The organism is Pseudomonas sp. TWR2-1-1 (genome assembly GCF_049897045.1).
GTDB lineage: Bacteria > Pseudomonadota > Gammaproteobacteria > Pseudomonadales > Pseudomonadaceae > Aquipseudomonas > Aquipseudomonas versuta.
In genome coordinates, this window is the sequence record NZ_JAFCVM010000003.1 from 1 (window position 1) to 21,830 (window position 21,830).

7 protein-coding genes are annotated in these 21,830 nt (G+C 65.5%); 6 read left to right on the top strand and 1 reads right to left on the bottom strand.

Going from position 1 to position 21,830, the window contains the following annotated elements; genetic code table 11:
• From ACP7BO_RS08295 to fhuF, 5 genes are all read left to right on the top strand, one after another.
• Positions 1-1,719 (top strand): amino acid adenylation domain-containing protein (locus tag ACP7BO_RS08295; protein WP_426209546.1); only part of this gene is annotated, 1,719 nt, incomplete at its 5' end.
• On the top strand, positions 1,716-14,030 hold the full coding sequence (locus tag ACP7BO_RS08300) for a non-ribosomal peptide synthase/polyketide synthase (protein ID WP_426209548.1): 12,315 nt from the start codon (positions 1,716-1,718) through the stop codon (positions 14,028-14,030). The genes ACP7BO_RS08295 and ACP7BO_RS08300, both read left to right, overlap by 4 nt.
• Position 14,031: 1 nt before the next feature.
• Positions 14,032-18,090, top strand: a complete 4,059-nt coding sequence (locus ACP7BO_RS08305; protein ID WP_426209550.1) for an amino acid adenylation domain-containing protein — start codon at positions 14,032-14,034, stop codon at positions 18,088-18,090.
• A gap of 73 nt (positions 18,091-18,163) precedes the next feature.
• Positions 18,164-19,513: a lysine N(6)-hydroxylase/L-ornithine N(5)-oxygenase family protein gene (locus ACP7BO_RS08310; protein WP_426209552.1), complete on the top strand. Its 1,350-nt coding sequence runs from the start codon at positions 18,164-18,166 to the stop codon at positions 19,511-19,513.
• Between the two features lie 85 nt (positions 19,514-19,598).
• Complete coding sequence (gene fhuF / locus ACP7BO_RS08315) at positions 19,599-20,354, top strand: siderophore-iron reductase FhuF (protein ID WP_426209554.1); 756 nt, start codon at positions 19,599-19,601, stop codon at positions 20,352-20,354.
• Between the two features lie 23 nt (positions 20,355-20,377).
• Here fhuF and ACP7BO_RS08320 read toward each other — a convergent pair whose 3' ends face one another.
• On the bottom strand, positions 20,378-21,145 hold the full coding sequence (locus tag ACP7BO_RS08320; RefSeq protein WP_397457079.1) for an ATP-binding cassette domain-containing protein: 768 nt from the start codon (positions 21,143-21,145) through the stop codon (positions 20,378-20,380).
• A 177-nt stretch (positions 21,146-21,322) separates the two neighbouring features.
• Between ACP7BO_RS08320 and ACP7BO_RS08325 the strand changes: the two genes are divergently transcribed.
• Positions 21,323-21,817, top strand: a complete 495-nt coding sequence (locus tag ACP7BO_RS08325) for a sigma-70 family RNA polymerase sigma factor (RefSeq protein WP_397457078.1) — start codon at positions 21,323-21,325, stop codon at positions 21,815-21,817.
• The last annotated feature ends 13 nt before the right edge of the window (positions 21,818-21,830 follow it).

The following is a 21,830-nucleotide window of genomic DNA, read 5'->3' on the forward strand; positions in this document are numbered from 1 at the left end:
GGCGACACGCAGCTGAGCTATGGCGAACTGGATGCCCGGGCCAATCAACTGGCCCATTGGCTGCAAGCTCAGGGCGTTGGCCCGGATGTACCGGTGGCAGTGTGCGCCGAGCGCTCCGTTGAACTGGTGGTTGCACTGCTGGGGGTGATCAAGGCCGGTGGTGCGTATCTGCCGCTGGACCCGGACCATCCGCGGGAGCGTTTGCAAGGGATGCTGGCCGACAGTGGCAGCCCGTTGTTGCTGACTCAAGCTCACCTGCTGGACAGTTGGTCCGGCGCTGCTTGCGTGCCGCCGTATGCACTGGAAAACCTGCCGCTGGCGACTCAGCTGCAGACCGCACCGCAGGTCAATATCGGCCCGGAAAACCTCGTCTATTGCCTGTACACCTCCGGCTCCACCGGCAAGCCCAAGGCCGTCGGTAATCGCCATGCCGGGCTGCTCAATCGACTGCAATGGATGCAGGCCGAATACACTCTGAACGCAACTGACCGGGTGCTGCAAAAGACCCCCTACAGTTTCGACGTGTCGGTGTGGGAGTTCTTCTGGCCGCTGCTCAGCGGCGCGGCACTGGTGATGGCACCGCCCGGTGCTCACCGTGATCCGCAGGCCTTGCGTGAACTGATCGTCGAGCACGGCATCACCACGCTGCACTTCGTGCCGTCGATGCTGCAGGCGTTCGTCTCGGCGGGTGAACTGCCGATTTGTACTTCGCTGAAACGGATTATTTGCAGCGGAGAAGCCCTGCCTGCGGAGTTGCAGCGTCAGGTGCTGGGGCAAACCAGCAGTGAATTGCACAACCTCTACGGCCCGACCGAAGCGGCCATCGACGTCACCTCATGGGCCTGTCGCGAGGACGGCAACAGCGTGCCGATCGGGCGTCCGATCGCCAATACGCAAATCCATATTCTCGACGCCGATCTCAACCCTGTGCCGGTGGGCGTGGCGGGGGAGTTGTATATCGCCGGGGTCAATCTGGCCCGGGGTTATCAGGACCGTGCAGCTCTGACTGCCGAACGCTTTGTCGCCAACCCTTATGGCGGCCCCGGCGAACGGATGTACCGCAGTGGCGACCTGGCGCGCTGGCGCGCCGATGGTGCTATCGACTACCTGGGGCGTCTCGATCATCAGGTCAAGTTGCGCGGCCAGCGCATTGAGCTGGGCGAGATCGAAGCGGTGTTGCTGGCCCATGCCGCGGTGCGCGAATGCGTGGTGGTGGCGCGGGACAATCAACTGCTCGGTTACTGGGTTGGCACCGAGGCCGATGAAGCCGCGCTTAAATTTCATCTGGGGCAGCACGTTCCTGAATACATGGTGCCGTGGCGATTATTGCAATTGCCGGCGATGCCGCTCTCGGCCAACGGCAAACTGGATCGCAAGCAGTTACCGCAGGTCGAAGCGCAGGCCGCTGCCACTGGCTATGTCGAACCCCGCAATGACGCCGAGCGCGCGCTGGCCAGAATCTGGTCCGAGGTGCTGGGTGTGGAGCGGGTCGGTGTGACGGATGACTTTTTCGAACTGGGCGGGCATTCGCTGCTGGCGACCCGCCTGGCCTCGCAGATTCGCCACCAGTTAGGCGTACAGATTCACCTCGGCGCGGTGTTCGACACCCCGACGGTCGAGGCGCTTGCTCGGCACCTGGAGCACATTCCGGCGCACGCCCCCGAAGACGAGGTGGACGCCATGACCCAATTGCTGAATGAACTGGAGCGCATTGAATGAATGACCTGAGCCAAGCCCACGGCCCCAGCCACCGTGACGATCCGTTGCGTGCGCTGGCCGAACGGCTCAATGCACTTCCAGGCGAAAAGCAGCGGCTGTTCCTGCAACAGCTGCGGGAAAAAGGCATTGATGCCCGGCGTCTGCCAATCGTCCCGGCACCCGCCGGGGCTGCGGCCGCGCTGTCCTACAGCCAGCACCGACTGTGGCTGCTGTGGCAACTGGAACCGACCTCCAGCGCTTATCACATTACCGGCGGGCTGCAACTCACCGGGGAACTGAACGAGGCGGCGCTGGAGGCTGCCCTGGCTGACATAGTCACCCGCCACGCGGTACTGCGCAGCGACTTTCCCGAAGAGGGCGGCGAGCCCCGGGTGCGGGTACATAGCGCCACTGAGCACGGGCTGATCCTCGCCCGTGAAGACCTCAGCGAGGTGTCGGCCCGGGCCCGCGACGCCGCCTTGACGCGCCTGGCCCAGGATCAGGCGCGGCAACCTTTCGACTTGACCCTGGGGCCGTTGCTGCGCCTGTGTCTGGTGCGCTGTGCCGAGCAGCGCCACGCCCTGCTGGTGACGATGCATCACATCGTCGCCGACGGTGTGTCGGTGGAGTTGTTCGTCCAGGAACTGGCCAGTGGTTATGCCCGTCACCTGCGGGGCGAGGCCAGCCCGTTGCCCGGCCTCGATGTGCAATACAGCGATTACGCGCGCTGGCAGCGGCTGTGGCTGGAGTCCGGCGAGAGCGAGCAGCAGTTGGCGTATTGGCGTGAGCGCCTGGGCAGTGAGGAGCCGGTACTGGAATTGCCGGCGGACCACCTGCGTCCCGGTTTGCCCAGCTATCGCGGGGCGCGGGTCGGCAAGGTATTGGCGGATGCCACCAGCACCCGCTTGCGCCAGTTTGCCCGTAGCCAGCAGGCCACGCCGTTCATGGTTCTGCTCGCGGCCTACGGCGTGTGGCTCAGCCGCCTGTGCGGTCAGGCGCAGGTGCGGGTCGGGATCCCGGTGGCCAATCGTCAGGCGCAGGCGATCCAAGGCTTGATCGGCTGCTTCGTCAACACTCAGGTCTGGCCGCTGCAGGTGTCGCGCCGCGAAGCCTTTATCGACCAGCTCAAGGCTGTGCGTGAGCAAGCCTTGCAAGCCCAGGCCCATCAGGACCTGCCATTCGAACAATTGGTCGAGGCGCTGCAACCCCAGCGCAGCCTTGGCCGCAACCCGCTGTTCCAGGTGCTGTTCAATCACTTGCAGCGTGGCGACAGCCAGTTGCAGGCAGGCGGGCTGGTGTTCGAGCGCCTGGATCAGGCCGCCGAAACCGCCCAGCTGGACCTGGCCCTGACCACCGAAGAAACCCCTCAGGGGCAGATCACGGCCACCTTCAGTTACGCCACCGACCTGTTCGAAGCATCCACCGTGCACGGCTGGCACACGCATTTTCTGTACCTGCTCGAGCAATTACTGGAGCAACCCGAACGCCCGCTGCATGAACTGCCGCCGCTGACGACGGCGGAGCAACAGCAACTCGCAGGCTGGAATGCGACCCGCGAAGATTACCCGCAGTACCCGAGCCTGCCAGCCTTGATCGCCGAACAGGTGCGGGCCACCCCCGAGGCCCTGGCGCTGGTGTATGGCGACACGCAGCTGAGCTATGGCGAACTGGATGCCCGGGCCAATCAGCTGGCCCATTGGCTGCAGGCTCAGGGCGTGGGCCCGGATGTACCGGTGGCGGTGTGCGCCGAGCGCTCCGTGGAACTGGTGGTGGCACTGCTGGGGGTGATCAAGGCTGGTGGTGCGTACTTGCCACTGGACCCGGATCTGCCGCTTGAGCGTCTGCAAGGGATGCTGGCCGACAGCGGCAGCCCGTTGTTGCTGACTCAGAAACATCTATTGAGCACGTGGTCCGGCGCTGCCGGTGTACCGGTGCACGCATTGGAAAGCCTGCCGCTTGCGATTCAGCCGCAGACCGCGCCCCAGGTCCATATCGGCCCGGAAAACCTCGTGTACTGCCTGTACACCTCCGGCTCCACCGGCAAGCCCAAGGCGGTGGGCAATCGTCACGCCGGGCTGCTCAATCGCCTGCAATGGATGCAGGCCGAATACGCTTTGAACGCCAGTGACCGGGTGCTGCAAAAGACCCCCTACAGTTTCGACGTGTCGGTGTGGGAGTTCTTCTGGCCGCTGCTCAGCGGTGCCGCGCTGGTGATGGCGCCACCCGGTGCCCATCGCGATCCACAGGCCTTGCGCGAGCTGATCGTCGAGCACGGCATCACCACGCTGCACTTCGTGCCGTCGATGCTGCAGGCGTTCGTCTCGGCGGGTGAACTGCCGATTTGTACTTCGCTGAAACGGATCATATGCAGCGGCGAAGCCCTGCCTGCGGAGTTGCAACGCCAGGTGCTGGGGCAAACCAGCAGTGAATTGCACAACCTCTATGGCCCGACCGAAGCGGCTATCGATGTGACGTCCTGGGCCTGTCGCGAGGACGGCAGCAGCGTGCCGATCGGGCGTCCGATCGCCAATACGCAAATCCATATTCTCGACGCCGATCTCAATCCGGTGCCGGTGGGGGTGGCGGGGGAGTTGTATATCGCCGGGATTAATCTGGCGCGGGGTTATCAGGGCCGTGCTGCGCTGACTGCCGAACGCTTTGTCGCCAATCCCTACGGTGCGCCCGGCGAACGGATGTACCGCAGTGGCGACCTTGCGCGCTGGCGTGCCGATGGCGCCATCGACTACCTGGGGCGCCTCGATCATCAGGTCAAGTTGCGCGGTCTGCGTATCGAATTGGGGGAGATTGAAGCGCTGTTGCTGGCCCATGCCAATGTCCAGGAAAGCGTGGTCATTGCCCGCGACGACAAGCTGATCGGCTACTGGGTGGGGGATGCTATCGAAGAGGATGCACTCAAGGCCCATCTGGCCCGTCACCTTCCTGAATACATGGTGCCGTGGCGTCTGGTTCAGCTGGATACCATGCCGCTGTCGGCCAACGGCAAGCTGGACCGTAAACAGTTGCCACAGCCCCAAGGGCCGGTGACTGAAGACTATGTGGTACCCAGCAGCGAAATCGAACGGATCCTGGCAAGTATCTGGGCCGATGTATTGGGTCAAGAACAGGTTGGAATCAGCGACAATTTCTTCGAACTGGGGGGCGACTCCATCCTGTCCTTGCAAGTGATCAGCCGGGTGCGTCAGGCCGGCTGGCAACTGAGCCCCCGCGACCTGTTCCTGCACCCGACCCTGGCGGCCCTGGCCCAGGCGGCGCGCAGCGTGGCTCAGGGAGGCGAGCTGGAGCAGGCGGTAACGGTCGGGCCGGCGCCGCTGACGCCGATCCAGGAATATTTTTTCAGCCAGGACATCCCGCAGCGCCAGCACTGGAACCAGTCGGCGTTGCTGCGCCCGCTGCAGGCCCTGCAAGTCGAACCCCTGCGCGCCAGTCTGGCGGCGCTGGCCGAACAACATGCCAGCCTGCGCCTGCGTTACGGGCAGGATGCCCGGGGCGTCTGGCAACAAGACTACACCGCGCATTGCACCGAGGACTGGCTGGTGGAGGTGGATGCCCCGGACGCCGAGGTGTTTCTGCGCGAGGCTGAGCGCTTGCAGGCCAGTCTGGACCTTGCCCGGGGCCCTCTGTTGCGCGCTGCCTTGCTGACCCTGGGCGACGGCAGTCAGCGTCTGTTGATCGTGGTTCATCACCTGGTGGTGGACGGCGTGTCCTGGCGTGTCCTGGTGGAAGATTTGCAGCAAGCCTATCGCCAACTGACGGCAGGCCAGCGCGTGACCCTGGCACCGGTGGGGGCCAGCTTCGCCCTGTGGGGCCAGCGCTTGCAGGCGTTCGCCGCCAGCCCGGCGCTGCTCGATGAACTGGACTACTGGTGCGCGCAGACCGCAGGGCAGCCGGCAATGGCTTTGGGCAGTGAGGGCCAGGCCGTGGAGCGCCGCCTGCGCCTGCCGGCGGAACTGACCCGGCGCCTGCAAAAGGAGGCGCCGGCGGCCTATCGCACGCGTCTGGATGAATTGTTGCTGGTGGCCCTGGCGCGGGTCCTGTGCCGCCAAAGCGCACAGGACTGCCTAAGCGTCGAGCTGGAAGGCCATGGCCGCGATGCGTTGCCCGCACCGTTCGGCGATGGGCTGGATATCGAACGCAGCGTTGGCTGGTTCACCAGCCTGTACCCGGTACGTCTGAGCCCGGGTACGGGCGATCTGGGCTCGGCGATCAAGGCCGTCAAGGAGCAGCTGCGTCAGGTGCCGAACAAGGGCATCGGCTACGGCGCGCTACGCTATCTCGGCCCGGCGTCTGCCCGGGCAATGCTTGACGGGCAGGCCCGGCCACAGGTGATGTTCAACTACCTGGGGCAGTACGACACCAGCCTCGATGGCCAGCGCCTGTTTACCCTGGCCAGCGAACCCCAGGGCCGCCAGCGCGACGATGCGGCCCCCCTGAGCCATGCCTTGACCCTCAACGCCCGCCTGGTGGAAGGCCAGTTGCAATTCGACGGCCGCGCCGATGCCCGGCACTACAGCGCTTCGCAACTGGAAAGCCTGCTCGATGACCTGCGTGCCGAACTGAGCTTGCTCGCCGCTTATTGTCTGGTCCCGCAAAACGCCGCGCTGACCCCGGCCGATGTGCCGCTGGCGGGCTTGAGCCAGGCCCGGCTCGACGGCTTGCCCCTGGCAGCCCGCGACGTCGAGGACCTGTATCCGCTGTCGCCGCTGCAACAGGGGCTGCTGTTCCACACCCTGCAAGGGGATGCTCGCGCGGCCTACGTCAACCAGATCGACGTGGTGCTTGACGGTCTGGACCCGCAACGCTTCCTGCAGGCCTGGGAAACCACCGTCCAGCAACACCCGACCCTGCGCAGCCTGTTCCTCTGGGAGCACGGGCTCGATACGCCGTTGCAAGCAGTGTTGCGCCGTGGCCCGGCCGTAGCGCAGTTGCATGACGCCCGCGGGCTCAGCCAGCAAGCCCTGGATGATTGGGCCCGGGCTGAGCGCGCCGAAGGTTTCGACCTGACCCGCCTGGCGTTGCAACGGGTGCAGTTGCTACGTCTGGATGCCACTCGCTGCCGCATGATCTGGACCTTCCACCACATCCTGCTGGACGGCTGGAGCAGCGCGCGACTGATCAGCGAAGTGCTGCAACATTACGCCGGTGAACGGCCGCGGGCGCCGCGCAGCCAGTACCGCGATTACATCGCCTGGCTCGGTGCCCAGGATGGGCAGGCGGCCCAGGCCTACTGGCAAGGGCGTCTGGCAACCCTGGATGGCCCGACCCTGCTGGCCCAGAGCCTGCCGGCCCGGGACACCCAGGGCCTTGGCGAAACCCCGGGCCACGGGGTGATTCGCGGCGGCCTGTCGGTGGCTGACAGCCAGCGGCTGCGCCAGTTTGCCCGGCGTCAGCGGGTCACCCTCAACACCCTGGTGCAGGGCGCGTGGACCCTGCTGCTGCAAACCTATACCGGCCAGTCCCGGGTGGTGTTCGGCACCACGGTATCGGGTCGTCCTGCAGCCCTGGATGATGCCGAAGCGGTGGTCGGCCTGTTCATCAATACCGTGCCGGTGATCGCTGGCGGTGCTCCGGCACAGGCGGTGGGCGACTGGTTGCGCGAGCTGCAGGCCTGCAGCGCCGATGCCGGCGAGTTCGAGCACACCCCGCTGGCCGACATCCAGCGTTGGGCGGGCCTGAGCGGGCAGAGCCTGTTCGACAGCCTGCTGGTGTTCGAGAACTACCCGGTCGATCACGCCATGCGCCAGCGCAGCGGGGTGCGCATCGAAGCTTCCAGCACCCTTGAAGCCACCCACTATCCATTGTCCCTGGCGATCTTCGCCGGTGAGACCCTGGACATCAGCTTCGGCTACCGTCGTGATGCTTTCGCCCCGGAGCGGGTCGAGGCCCTGGCCGAACATCTGCAGCAACTGTTGCTTGGCCTGTGTGCCGATGCGCTGCAGCCGTTGGCAGCGCTTAGCCCGCTGAGCGCTGCTGAACAAGCTCAACTCATGGCCTGGAGCCGCTCGGACTACGCGCCCCCGGCCTTCAGCAGTGTGCAGCAGCGAATCGCCGCCCACGCCGCGGCCGACCCGCAGCGTATTGCACTGATTTGCGAGGGGCAGCACTTGAGCCGTGGCGAACTGGAAGGGCAGGCCAACCGTCTGGCCCACACCTTGATCGCTCGCGGTGTCGGGCCCGAAGTTCGGGTCGGCGTCGCCTTGCAGCGTTCCAACCGCCTGCTGGTGGCGTTGCTGGCGGTGGCCAAGGCCGGTGCGGCCTTTGTGCCCCTGGCCCTGGATTATCCGCGCGAACGTCTGGGCTTCGTCCTGGCCGACAGCGGCATGAGCCTGTTGCTCACCGAACAGATGGCCCTGGATCGCCTGCCGCAAACCCCGGGTCTGGCCGTGCTCGACCTCGACCGGCTGGACCTGGACAACTACAGCGACCAGCCCCCTAGCGTCGAGGTGCATGCACAGAATCTTGCGTACCTGATCTACACCTCCGGCTCCAGCGGCACGCCCAAAGGCGTGGCCGTGGCCCATGGCCCGTTGGCCATGCATTGCGATGCCACCGCGCCGCTGTACGACATGAGTGCCGAGTCCCGCGAGTTTCACTTCATCTCCTTCGCCTTCGACGGTGCCCATGAGCGCTGGCTGACCGCGCTGACCTGCGGTGCCAGCCTGGTGCTGCGCGACGAAGAGCTGTGGTCCCCGGCGCGCACCTTGCAGACCCTGCAAGAGCAGCAGGTCACCAACGCCGGCTTCCCGCCGGTGTATCTGACCCAGCTGGCCGCCGAAGCCCGGACCCGTGGGCATGCCCCGGCGCTGGACCTGTACTCCTTCGGCGGCGAAGCCATGCCCCAGGCCAATTTCGAGCGGATCCGCCAGACCCTGGCACCGCGCACCCTGATCAATGGCTACGGCCCGACCGAAACCGTGGTCACGCCGCTGGTGTGGAAGGTGCCGGCCAGCCAGGCCTGCCTGTCGGCCTACGCGCCCATCGGCCGTCCTGTCGGCGACCGTCGTGCCTACATTCTCGACGCACGCCTGCAACCGGTGCCGGTCGGGGTCAGTGGCGAGCTGTACCTGGGCGGCACTGGTCTGGCCCGGGAATATCACGGACGTGCGGCCATGAGCGCCGAGCGTTTTGTGCCTGACCCGTTCGGTGCGCCGGGGGCGCGCATGTACCGCACCGGTGACCGTGTGTTGTGGGGTGCCGAGGGGGTGATCGAATACGTCGGCCGCATCGATCAGCAAATCAAGATCCGTGGTTATCGCATCGAGCCCGGGGAGGTCGAGGCGCACATCCAGCAACATCCGCAGGTCGAGACGTGCGTGGTGCTAGCGTTGCCTTCACCTACCGGGCCACGACTGGTCGCTTATGGCGTGGCAACCACGCCAGCCGATGAGCCGGGCCTGGAGGCGCGGGTCAAGCAGGCCCTGGCCGGGCATTTGCCGGACTACATGATTCCGGCCCGGCTGATGTGGCTGGCGCAATTGCCGGTGACGCCGAACGGCAAGCTTGACCGGGCGGCCTTGCCCACCCCGGACTGGCAGGTGCAGGACGGCGAATTCGTCGCGCCCCTGGGCGAGGTGGAAACCCTGCTGGCCGGGATCTGGCAGCAGTTGCTGGGTATGCAACGGGTCGGCGCCAGCGATAACTTTTTTGAACTGGGCGGCGATTCAATCGTGTCCCTGCAACTGGTGGGACGTGCCCGTCAGGCCGGGGTGCTGTTGACCCCCAAGGATGTGTTCGAACAACAGACCATCCGCGCTCTGGCCCAGGTGGCCAGGGTTGCGCCGGGCGTTGATCGGGCACAGGGTCCGGTGACCGGGGCGGCGGCCTTGACGCCGATCCAGGCCTGGTTCTTTGAGAGCCCGATCCCGGTTCGCCAGCACTGGAACCAGTCGGTATTGCTGCAACCGCGCGAAAGCCTCGACCCGCTGCTGCTGGAGCGTGCCCTGCAAGCGCTGGTGGCTCAGCACGATGCCTTGCGTCTGCGCTTTACCCGGGACGCGCAGGGTGTGTGGCAGCAGAGTCACGCCGACACCGCTGCGGTCCCCCTTGAGCAGGTCCAGGTCAGCACCCCGGCGCAACTGGCCAGTGTCTGCAGCATCGTCCAGGCCGGCTTGAGCCTGAGTGAAGGCCCGCTGTTGCGTGGCCTGTTGCTGGACACCGGGGATGGCCAGCAGCTGTTGCTGGCCGCCCATCACCTGGTGGTGGACGGGGTGTCCTGGCGCATTCTGCTGGAGGACTTGCAGCGCGCTTATGGCCAGTTGCAGGCCGGGCAGGCGCTGGACCTTGGCAACAAGAGCAGTGCTTTCCAACGCTGGGGCGAAGTGCTCCAGGCGCAGGTGCCGGAGCGTCTGGCCGAGCTGGACTTCTGGCGCGCCACACTGGCGCCGGGGGCGGTCAGCCTGCCCTTGCTGGACCCGGCCGGCAGTCGTCGCCGCGACCAGGTGCGCGAGTGCCAGGTACGGCTGGACGAGCCATTGACCCGCCAGTTATTGACCCGGGCCCCTCAGGCCTATCGCAGCCGCGTTGATGAACTGTTGCTTACGGCGCTGGCCCGGGCGGTGCTGCGTGAGACCGCTGGCGAAAGCGTGCTGGTCGGCCTCGAGGGTCATGGTCGTGAAGTGCCGCTGGACTGTCCCGACGTTGACCTGAGCCGCAGTGTGGGCTGGTTCACCAGCCTGTATCCGGTGCGCCTGCAAACCGACCCGGCGGTTGCTGCGGGTGTGGCGATTCGCGGGATCAAGGAGCAACTGCGTCAGGTGCCCGATCAGGGGATGGGCTACGGCCTGTTGCGCTATCTCGGCGAGCCCGGGGTGCGCGCCGAACTGGCTGGCGCCGCGCAGCCGTCGATCACCTTTAACTATCTGGGGCAGACCGATCGTGGCCTGGATCACCGGGCCTTGTTCAGCATCGCGGCCGAGCGCGGCGGTGACGATCAGGCGGCGGACGCCCCGCTGGGCAACGAGTTGATCATCAATGCCCAGGTGCGCCAGGGTCAATTGCAGATGAACTGGCAATACAGCGGCGCGCGGCTGTCCACGGCCTGGGTCGAGCGTGTGGCCGCAGCGTGCCGGGAGGAGTTGCAGGGCTTGATCGAGCATTGCCTGAGCCCCGACGCGCAACGCTTCACCCCGTCGGACTTCCCGCTGGCGGGGCTGGATCAGGCCGCGCTGGAGCGTCTGCAACTGCCCGCCGACACCGAGTTGCTGTATCCGCTGACGCCGTTGCAGCAGGGCATGTTGTTCCATGCCTTGCAGGCCCCCGGCGAAAGCCATTATCTCAACCAGCTGAGTCTGGCCATCGACGGCCTCGACGCCACGCGCTTCGCTCAGGCCTGGGACAGCACCGTGGCCCGGCATGACGTGTTGCGCACCCGGTTCCTCTGGGAAGGGCTGAGCCAGCCGTTGCAAGCGGTGCGCCGCAGCGTGCCGTCGCCGGTGCGCGTGCTCGACTGGCGCGAGCGCAGCGACCGGGTCACGGCGGTCGAAGATCTGCCCCGCGAAGAGCGCGAGGACGGTTTCGACCTTGGTCAGGCGCCTTTGCTGCGGGTGTTGCTGGTACGCCTGGAAGAACAGCGCTACCAATTGATTTTGAGCAGTCATCACTTGTTGCTCGATGGCTGGAGTTCGTCGCGGCTGATCGCCGAGGTTTTGCAGCACTACCGCGCAACACCACCCGGCGAAGTGGCAGGGCGTTACATCGATTACGTGCAGTGGCTGCAACAGCGTGACCCGGCGCAGCGCCAGGCCTTCTGGCGTGAACGTCTGGCCGGGCTGGACGCGCCGACTCTGCTGGCCACTAGCGTGGATGGCGTGGCCCTTGGCAGCGGTCACCGCCAGCACCACTGGCAGTGCGACGCGCAGCAGACGGCCCGCCTGATCGCCATTGCCCGCCGCGAGCGGGTGACCCTCAATACGCTGGTGCAAGGTGCCTGGAGCCTGTTGCTGCAACGCTACAGCGGGCAGGCCACCGTGGCGTTTGGCGCCACGGTGGCCGGACGTCCGGCGCAACTGGCGGATGCCGAACGTACCCTGGGGTTGTTCATCAACACCTTGCCGGTGATTCAGACGCCACCGGCGCAACAGGCCCTGGGCGACTGGTTGCGCCAGTTGCAGGCCTTCAACAGCGCGTTGCGCGAGCATGAACATACGCCGTTGTTCGAGATTCAGGGCTGGGCCGGGCAGGGCGGTCAGGCCCTGTTCGACACCTTGCTGGTGTTCGAAAACTATCCGGTGGAACAGGCCCTTGGCGAGGCCAGCGGTTTGCGGTTCTCGCCGCTGCAGCGCCACGAAACCACGCACTACCCGCTGACCCTGGTGATCCATGCCGGTGCGCAGTTGCAGATCGAATTCAGCTATCGCCTGGATGCCTTCGCCGAGGCCGACGTGGTGCGCTTCAGCGAGCACCTTGGCGGGCTGCTGCAACAGTTCGAAGACAGCTACCGGCCCTTGGCCAGCCTGACATTGCTGAGCCCGGCCGAGACCCGCCAGATTCAAATGTGGAATGCCACCGGGGTCGACTATGCACAGTACGCGAGCCTGCCAGCCCTGATCGCTGAGCAGGTGCGGGCTACTCCGGATGCGCTGGCACTGGTGTATGGCGACACGCGTCTGAGCTATGCCGAACTGGATGCCCGGGCCAATCAGCTGGCGCACTGGTTGCAGGGTCGGGGCGTTGGCCCGGACGTGCCGGTGGCAGTGAGCGCCGAGCGCTCCGTGGAACTGGTGGTGGCACTGCTGGGGGTGATCAAGGCCGGTGGTGCGTACTTGCCGCTGGACCCGGATCACCCGCAAGAGCGCCTGCAAGGGATGCTGGCCGACAGTGGCAGCCCATTGTTGCTGACCCAGAAACATCTATTGAGCACGTGGTCCGGCGCTGCCGGTGTACCGGTTCATGCACTGGAAAACCTGGCGCTGGCAACTCAGCCGCAGACCGCGCCGCAGGTCGATATCGCCCCGGAAAACCTCGTCTATTGCCTGTACACCTCCGGCTCCACCGGCAAGCCCAAGGCCGTCGGTAATCGCCATGCCGGGCTGCTCAATCGACTGCAATGGATGCAGGCCGAATACACTCTGAACGCAACTGACCGGGTGCTGCAAAAGACCCCCTACAGTTTCGACGTGTCGGTGTGGGAGTTCTTCTGGCCGCTGCTCAGCGGCGCGGCACTGGTGATGGCACCGCCCGGTGCTCACCGTGATCCGCAGGCCTTGCGTGAACTGATCGTCGAGCACGGCATCACCACGCTGCACTTCGTGCCGTCGATGTTGCAGGCGTTCGTCTCGGCCGGTGAACTGGCGCTTTGCACTTCCCTGAAACGGGTTATTTGCAGCGGAGAAGCCCTGCCTGCGGAGTTGCAACGCCAGGTGCTGGGGCAAACCAGCAGTGAATTGCACAACCTCTATGGCCCGACCGAAGCGGCCATCGACGTCACCTCATGGGCCTGTCGCGAGGACGGCAGCAGCGTGCCGATCGGGCGTCCGATCGCCAATACGCAAATCCATATTCTCGACGCCGATCTCAACCCGGTGCCGGTGGGCGTGGCGGGGGAGTTGTACATCGCCGGGGTCAATCTGGCCCGGGGTTATCAGGGCCGTCCGGGGCTGACTGCCGAACGCTTTGTCGCCAACCCCTACGGTGCTCCCGGCGAACGGATGTACCGCAGTGGCGACCTGGCGCGCTGGCGCGCCGACGGTGCCATCGACTACCTGGGGCGCCTCGATCATCAGGTCAAGTTACGCGGCCAACGCATTGAGCTGGGCGAGATCGAAGCGCAGTTGCTGGCCCATGCCGCGGTGCACGAATGCGTGGTGGTGGCGCGGGACAATCAACTGCTCGGTTACTGGGTCGGCACTGAGGCCGATGAAGCCGCGCTTAAATTTCATCTGGGGCAGCACGTTCCTGAATACATGGTGCCGTGGCGCTTGCTGCAATTGCCGGCGATGCCGCTGTCGGCCAACGGCAAGCTGGACCGCAAACAGTTGCCGCAACCCGAAAGGCCGGGCGCGAGCAGCGGCCATGTAGCGCCGGGCAGCGATGCCGAGCGGGCGCTGGTCGACATCTGGCTTGAAGTTCTGGGGCTGGAGCAGATCGGCGTCACCGACAGTTTCTTCGAGCTGGGCGGGCATTCGCTGAGCGTCATGCAAGTGCGCGCTCAACTGCAACAACGCCACGGCTGTCACCTGCCAATCAACGCCTTCTTCGATCACGTCACCGTGCAGAAGTTGGCCCTACAACTGCCGGGCGATTTGTTCGCCGCGGCGGTCGAGCATCGCGAGCGCCTGGATGACATGGCCCGCTGGCTGGATGAAATCGAGGTTTGAGATGAGTATTGATCCGCATCAAATCGCCCGGCGTTTCGCCGAACTGTCCCCTGAACGGCGCCAGGCCTTTCTCGCCAGGCTCGAGGAAAACGGCATCCGCTTTACTGATCTGCCGATGGTCGCGCTGCCCCGCGCGGATGCCTCACCGCTTTCCGCCGCCCAGCGCGGCTTGTGGATTGCCTGGCAGAGCGAACCCGACAGCCCGGCCTATAACCTGGCGGGCGTGCTGCGTCTGGGGGGGCTGCTGGATGTCGACGCTCTGGAGCAGGCTTGCAATGACTTGCTCGCCCGCCACGAAGCGCTGCGTACGTCCTTTACCCAGGACGCCGACGGCGAACCTCAGCAACGGGCCAACCCGGCGCAGTTCCAGCCACTGGCCTACCTGGAGCTGGACGAGGCCGCGTCGCGGCAACGGGCCCAGGCCCTGACGTGCCAGGCATTCGACCTGCAGGCCGGACCGGCGCTGCGTCTGGAACTGCATCGCCTCGATCCGCAGCAGCACCGGCTGGTGATCGTCCTGCATCACATCCTCGCTGACGGCTGGTCCATCGGCCTGATTATCGAAGACCTGGCCACGGCCTACGCTGCGCGCTGTCAGGGGCAGGTCGCGCAATGGCCTGCGCTGACTGTGCAATACGCCGATTATGCCGGTTGGCAACAGCGCTGGCTGGATGCGGGCGAGCAAACCCGGCAGCTGGATTATTGGCGCAAGCAACTGGGTGACGATCACACCCCTCTGGCGCTGGTGCTGGACCGCCCGCGCAGCGCGGATCGAGACTCACGCGGTGCCAGTGTGCGTCTGCAGCTGCCAGCAGACACCAGCCAGCGCTTGCGCAGCCTCGCCAAGGCCAACGGTGCGACGACCTTCATGGCCATGCTGGCGCTGCTCAACCTGTTGCTCGCCCGCCAGAGTGGCGCCGAGCGAGTGCGCATCGGCTCGCCGCTGGCCAATCGCTCGCGGGCTGAAACCCAGCGGGTGGTGGGCTACTTCACCACCCTGAGCGTGTTGAGCAACCGGGTCGATGAGCGCTGCCACTTTACTGCGCTGCTGCATCAGGTGCGCGGCACCCTGCTCGAGGCCCAGGAGCATTCCCAGTTGCCGTTCGACCAGCTCTTGCAAGCCCTGGCGCCTCCCCGCGAGGCGGGCACCCATCCGCTGTTCCAGGTCAAGTGCACCGAGCAGTCGGCCCGTCGCCCGCAGCGCTTTGCCGGGCTGTCTATGAGCCTGGACGGGCTGGTGGCGGGGGAGGTGCATTTCGATCTCAGCGTGGATTTCACCGACCGCGCCGATGGCATCGAAGTGCTGATCGCCTATGCCTGCGACCTGTTCGACGCCGAGCGCATTGAAGCCCTGGCAGAGGATCTGCGGGTGCTGGCCGACGCCGTGAGTCTGACGCCGGAGCAGCCCTTGATGGGGCTCGCTGTGAGGTCTGAAGACCGTGCCGATGCATCGGCAGTTGCCACGGAAGACGTACTGGCGGCCTGGCAGCGCCAGCATCGGCTCAGCCCTGACGCCGCCGCCCTGACCTGTAACGGGATGAGCTTCTCTCGCGGCGATATCGAGCGCGCCGCCGAGGCCCTTGGCCAACATCTGCTGGCCCGGGGCGTCGGCCCCGGAGCCCGGGTGGCGCTGTTGACCGGGCGTACGCCGGGGCTGGTGATCGGCATTCTGGCCGCACTCAAGTGTGGTGCCGCCTATGTGCCAGTGGACCCGCGCTGGCCGGCCGAACGCCGCACGGCGGTGTTGGCTGACAGCGGTGCGTGCCTGGTATTGGGGGCGGACCCCGGGGTGCCGGGTCTGGACTGGCTGGCGCTGGAGCCGGATCTGCCGCTGCCCGCGTCGATGGCGGCCTGGCCCAGCCACGTGCCGCAGTTGCCCGCATACTTGATCTACACCTCCGGCTCCAGTGGTACGCCCAAGGCCGTGGTTGCCAGTCGCGGCAACCTGGCCGCCTATGTCGCGGGGCTGAACCAGCGTCTGCAATTGCCGGCGCGCAGCAGCTTCGCGCTGGTTTCGACGGTGGCCGCCGACCTCGGCCATACGGTGCTGTTCAGCGCCCTGAGCCAGGGTGGTGTGCTGCACCTGGCCGCCGATGAACAGGCCTTCGACCCCGACGCCTTTGCCCATTGGCAAAGCGAACAGGGGGCCGACGTGCTGAAAATCACCCCCAGTCATTTGCAGGCCTTGCTCAACGCCCGCGACCCGGCCCGGGTGCTGCCACGGCATACATTGATCCTGGGCGGCGAAGCCACTTCCTGGGAGCTGCTGGAGCAGATTCGCCAGCTTGCCCCGCACTTGCGCGTGTTCAACCATTACGGCCCCACCGAGACCACGGTGGGTGCGCTGTGCCAGGACGCCGCCCATGCCGATCGCCTGCGCGCCCGCACCTTGCCTGTCGGCACAGCGCTGGCCGGGGTTGAAGCCCGGGTGCTGGATGCCTGGCTCAACCCGGTGGGTAACGGCGTCACCGGCGAGCTGTACCTGGGCGGCCCCGGTGTTACCCAGGGCTATGCGGGGCGCCCGGCTCTGACGGCCGAGCGCTATGTGCCGGACCCGTTCGGCGCACCCGGTGCACGCCTGTATCGTAGCGGCGATCGGGTGCGACGGCTGGATGACGGCAGCCTGGAATACCTGGGACGCAGCGATGATCAGGTGAAAATCCGTGGTTACCGGGTCGAACCCGGCGAAGTCAGCGCTGCGTTGCGGCGCCTGCCCGGCGTGCGGGAGGCGGCCGTGATCGGCATGCCCGGTGAGGATGGCGGCGATCAATTGCATGCCTGTCTGGTGCTGGAGCCGGGCATCGCTGTGGAAACCCTGCGCCAGTCCCTGGCCAGCCAGTTGCCGGACGCCCTGGTGCCGTCCCGCTGGACCGTGCTGGAGCAACTGCCGTTGACTGCCAACGGCAAACTTGACCGCCACGCCCTAACCCGCACGCAAGCCACCCGGCCGTCGGGCGAGGGCCCGAGGGGGCCGGTGGAGCAGGCGCTGGCACAGTTGTGGAGCGACCTGCTGGGGCAGAGCGTTATGTCCCGAGACGCCTCCTTTGGCGAACTGGGCGGCGACTCGCTGCTGAGCCTTAAACTGCTGTCGCGCATCCGCAAGCAGGGCCTGCAGGGTGAGCGCAAGCTGACCCTGGCCGACTTGCTTAATGCCCCGAGCCTCGCGGCCCTGGCCGAACGTCTGGCGCCACCTCCAGTGATCGACCCGGAGGTGGTGTTCCTGTCGCGTTCGGGGAGCGGTGTGCCGCTGTTCTGCCTGCCGGGGCTGATCGTCAACAGCAGCGAATTCAAGCCTCTGGTGGAGACCCTGGGCGGCACCCGGCCGGTGTACGGGTTCGTCAGCCATGTCTACACCGAGCAACGCTGGCGTGGCTATGATCTGCCCGCGCTGGCCCGGGAATACGCCGACTACATTGCACGCACGGTCAAGGGCGGGCGCTGCGCCTTGCTCGGCTGGTCGTCCGGCGGCGAGCTGGCGCTGGAAACTGCGCGCCTGCTGCAAGGGCGGGCGCAGGTCGACTTTCTTGGGCTGGTGGACGTGTTCGAATCGGTGCCGTTTCATCCGCGCCAGATCCCCGACGAGGCGGCACGTGCTCGCGCACAACCGCTGCTGGACAGCTGGCTGGCCCGCTCGGCGATGGCGCTTGAGTGGCGGCAATTGTTCGCGCTGATGGACGAGCGCGAGCGCGATGCCCTGACCGAGCATGTGCTGGCCCACGACGGGCAATTGCCCAGCGACGGACCGGACTTGCTGTCCCGGGAATTCGAACAGTGGGCCTTGCTCGACAAGCGCCTCAAAGCCGCCCGCCATGTGCACGCACCCGTGCCGGTGGCTGCCCATGTCTGGCAGGCCGCCGATTCCCTGACCCGCAGCGAGCGCCTGCGTGACTGGAGCGCGCTGGTAAAGGTGATCGAGCAGCGCTGTGTGGCGGGTGCACAGCATCTGGACATTATCCGTCACCCGGTCTTCATGGCCGATCTTGCCCGGGCACTGGCAGCCCTCGACGTAAACCGGCAGCCAGAGGGCGTTAAATTCGCCGAGGCCGCAAGCGTCTTCTAAGGACACATTCTCCAGCGGCCGGACCCGGTTCCGGCCACCGCTCTCTCACCCTCTACTGGAAGGAATCGGTCACATGACCCAGCACTTCAACCCGACGGCCCCCCACGACCTGATCGGCATCGGCTTCGGCCCTTCCAACCTGGCCCTGGCCATTGCCCTGCAAGAACGCGCGGAACAGGGCGGCAAGGCTTTTGATGCGATGTTCCTGGAGCGCCAGCCCGACTACAACTGGCATGGCAACACGCTGGTGGCCCAGAGCGAACTGCAGATTTCGTTTCTCAAGGACCTGGTGACCCTGCGCAACCCGTCCAGCCGTTTCTCGTTCGTCAACTACCTCAAGGCCCATGGCCGGCTGGTGGACTTCATCAACCTGGGGACCTTTTACCCGTGCCGCATGGAGTACAACGACTACCTGCGCTGGGTCGCCGTGCAGTTCGCCGGGCAGAGCCGCTATGGCGAACAAGTGCTGCGCGTCGAGCCGGTAGTGGAAGCGGACGGCCGGGTGCAGCGGCTGAATGTGATCAGCCAGAACCAGCAAGGTTGCGAAGTGAGCCGCCAGACCCGCTCGGTGATCGTCAGCACCGGCGGTACGCCGAAAATTCCCCCGGCGTTTGCCGGGTTCAAGGATGACCCGCGAGTGTTTCACCATGCGCGCTACCTGTCGGCCATGGCCACCCAGGCGTGCAGCCGTGGCGAGCCGATGCGTATCGCCGTGGTGGGCGCCGGGCAGAGCGCCGCAGAGGCCTTTATCGACCTCAGTGACAACTTCCCCAACGTGCAGGTCGACATGATCCTGCGCGCGGCCGTGCTCAAGCCCGCCGACGACAGCCCGTTCGTCAACGAGATCTTCGGCCCCGACTACACCGACCTGGTGTTCAATCAGCCGGAAACCGAGCGCGAGCGGCTGATCCGCGAGTACCACAACACCAACTACTCGGTGGTGGACCTGGACCTGATCGAGCGTATCTACGCCATTCTCTATCGCCAGAAAGTCAGCGGCATCGAGCGCCACGCTTTTCTCTGCCGGCGCATGATCGAAAGCGCCAGTGATGTGGATGGCCGTGTGCAATTGCAGCTGCGCGACCTGGCCACCGGTAGCACTGAGGCGCGGCGCTACGATGCGGTGATCCTGGCGACGGGCTACGAACGCCGCTCCCATCGTGAACTGCTGGCGCCGCTCAAGGACTATCTGGACGATTTCAGGGTCGATCGCGACTATCAATTGCTGGCGCGCCCGGAGCTGGAAACGCCAGTGTTTATCCAGGGTTTCAGTCAGCATTCCCATGGCCTCTCCGACACTCTGTTGTCTGTGCTGCCGGCCCGTTCCGGGGAAATCGCCGCCGCCCTGGAGCAGCGCCTGGAGGGCGTTAATCAGTCCCGTGCGCTTCACGAGGCGCGGGCCCTGCACAGCGTCTCGGCCTGATGGCTGAATAGCGGCGGCTGATCGGGTATGCTGGATGAATGATGCTGTTTCTCATTTACCTTTTTGAATAGGGTGCCAGGGGCTGATGATCGACGTGCTAGCACCGCTGTTTCGCGGTGAATTTGAAGCCTATCGGGACGTGTTGGTGCTGGCCGACGATCCTCGTCCGGGCATGCCCCTGGACCTGCTGCTGGCGCCCGCCGCCTTCGGCGACGTGTTGGGCGGCTTTGCTCAGCGCTATAACGGTGATGACCGGCGTGCCCTGGCGTCGTTGTGGGCCAAGCACTACATCGTCAAGCTGTTGCCGCCGGTGATGGGCGCCACGCTATTGCTGCGCTGGCGCCTGCCGCTGTCCCTCCACGACACCGCTGTGGTGCTCGACGAGGGGTATCTGCCCCAGGCGTTTCGCCTGTCTGGCAAGGGCGAGCCGTTCGCGGCCGATGTCAGTGATCCGTTTGAGCTGTTCTCGGGCTTGCTGGACGACCATTTGCAGCCGCTGTTCCAGGCCTTGTCCAGCCAGGTGAAGCTTTCACCCAAGGTGCTGTGGAGCAATGCCGGCAACTACTTCGAAAACTTGCTCAACCTCATGGCCCGGGCCGGGATGCCCGCCGAGCGCCTGGCTGCGGGGCATGTGCTGCTGCAAACCCGCATTCGCCCCGATGGCAGCCGCAATCCGCTGTTCCAGCCGGTGCAGTACCTGCCGGTCAATGACGAACAGGGCCAGCCGACCCTGCGCCGCGAGCGTAAGGTCTGTTGCGTGCGTTACCTGCTGCCCGAGCTCGAGTTGTGCGGTAACTGCCCGTTGAAGATCAGGCCGCCGGGCAAGGCGGCCTGTGTCTGACAGGGATAAACACCTGCAACCTTTCAGTAATGAAAACTGATGGCCGAGCCGTCGTGCGGGTGGGGCATGACGCCCATGCGGATGCCGTAGATGGATTCAAGCACGGCACTGTTCATCAGCTCTGCCGGTGGCCCCTGGATCAGTAAGCGGCCGCTGTGCAACGCCACCAGGTGATCGCAGTAGCGCGCCGCCATGTTGATTTCATGCAGCACCACCACCACCCCCAGATCCAGCTTGTGGCTCAGTTCGCGAATCAGCCCCAGCACCTCGACCTGATGCGCAATGTCCAGTGCCGAGGTCGGCTCGTCGAGCAGCAGATAGCGGCTGTTCTGTGCCAGCAGCATGGCCAGCCAGACCCGCTGGCGTTCGCCGCCGGAGAGGTTGTCCACCAGGCGCTCGGCATAGGCGCTGGTGTGGGTCAGCTCCATGGCCTGTTCGACCTGGGCGTGATCTTCCTCGGTCAAACGCCCCAGCGCGCCATGCCAGGGGTAGCGGCCAAAGCGCACCAGCTCGCGTACGGTGAGGCCGTCGGCGGCGGGCAATTGTTGCGGCAAGTAGGCTACCTGGCGTGCGAATTCGCGGTTTTTCCAGGCCGACAACGGCACCCCATCGAGTTTCACTGTGCCCTGGCTCGCCGCTTGCTGGCGGGCCAGCAACTTGATGAGGGTCGATTTCCCCGAGCCGTTATGGCCGATCAGGCCGATGATCTGACCATGGGGCAACGTCAGGTCCAGCGGGTACAGGAGGGTGCGCTCGGGGATGTCGAAAGAGACGGCCTGTAACTCGAACATGGGAAGGTCCTAGGGGCAAAAGGCCCCTAATCTAGAGCAAATAAGAACCATTATCAAAGGTTGCATGCGGCGATTCGGTGCCGGTGCGTGTTGCGGGGCAGGCGGGCGGCACGCAAGTCATTGCTCGCATTAATAGGAAGCATTACTATTCACGCCCCACCTTTGTAGTCCAGAGCAATGACTCGTGAAGTGCCCCGCCGGGCGGGTTTTCTTGAATATTACGATGAGTTGGTCGGGACCTGGACCCGCCGCCTGCGCAACCGTCAGCAGGCGCAGGATCTGGCTCATGACACCTTTTTACGCGTGCTCGAATCCCGCCCGGAGACGGTGGAGCAGCCGCGTGCCTATTTGCATCAGACTGCGCGTAATATCGCGGTCGATGGTTTTCGCCGAGAAGAGCTACGCGATGCCAAGGAGCAGGCAGCCGTTCCCCCAAGTTCGTCCGAAACGGGCGACCCGGAGCAGTACATGCACGCTATCCAGTTGGCTGAGTCAGTTGAAAGGGCATTGCAGGAACTGCCGCTGAACTGTCGCAAGGTGTTTGTCTGGCAGAAGATCGAAGGCCTGACCCAGGCCGAGATTGCCGAGCGCCTGGGGCTGTCCAGAAACATGGTGGAAAAGTACATGATCCGCACGCTGCGTCATTTGCGTGAACGGGTGGAGGCGCCGTGACGACATCAGATAA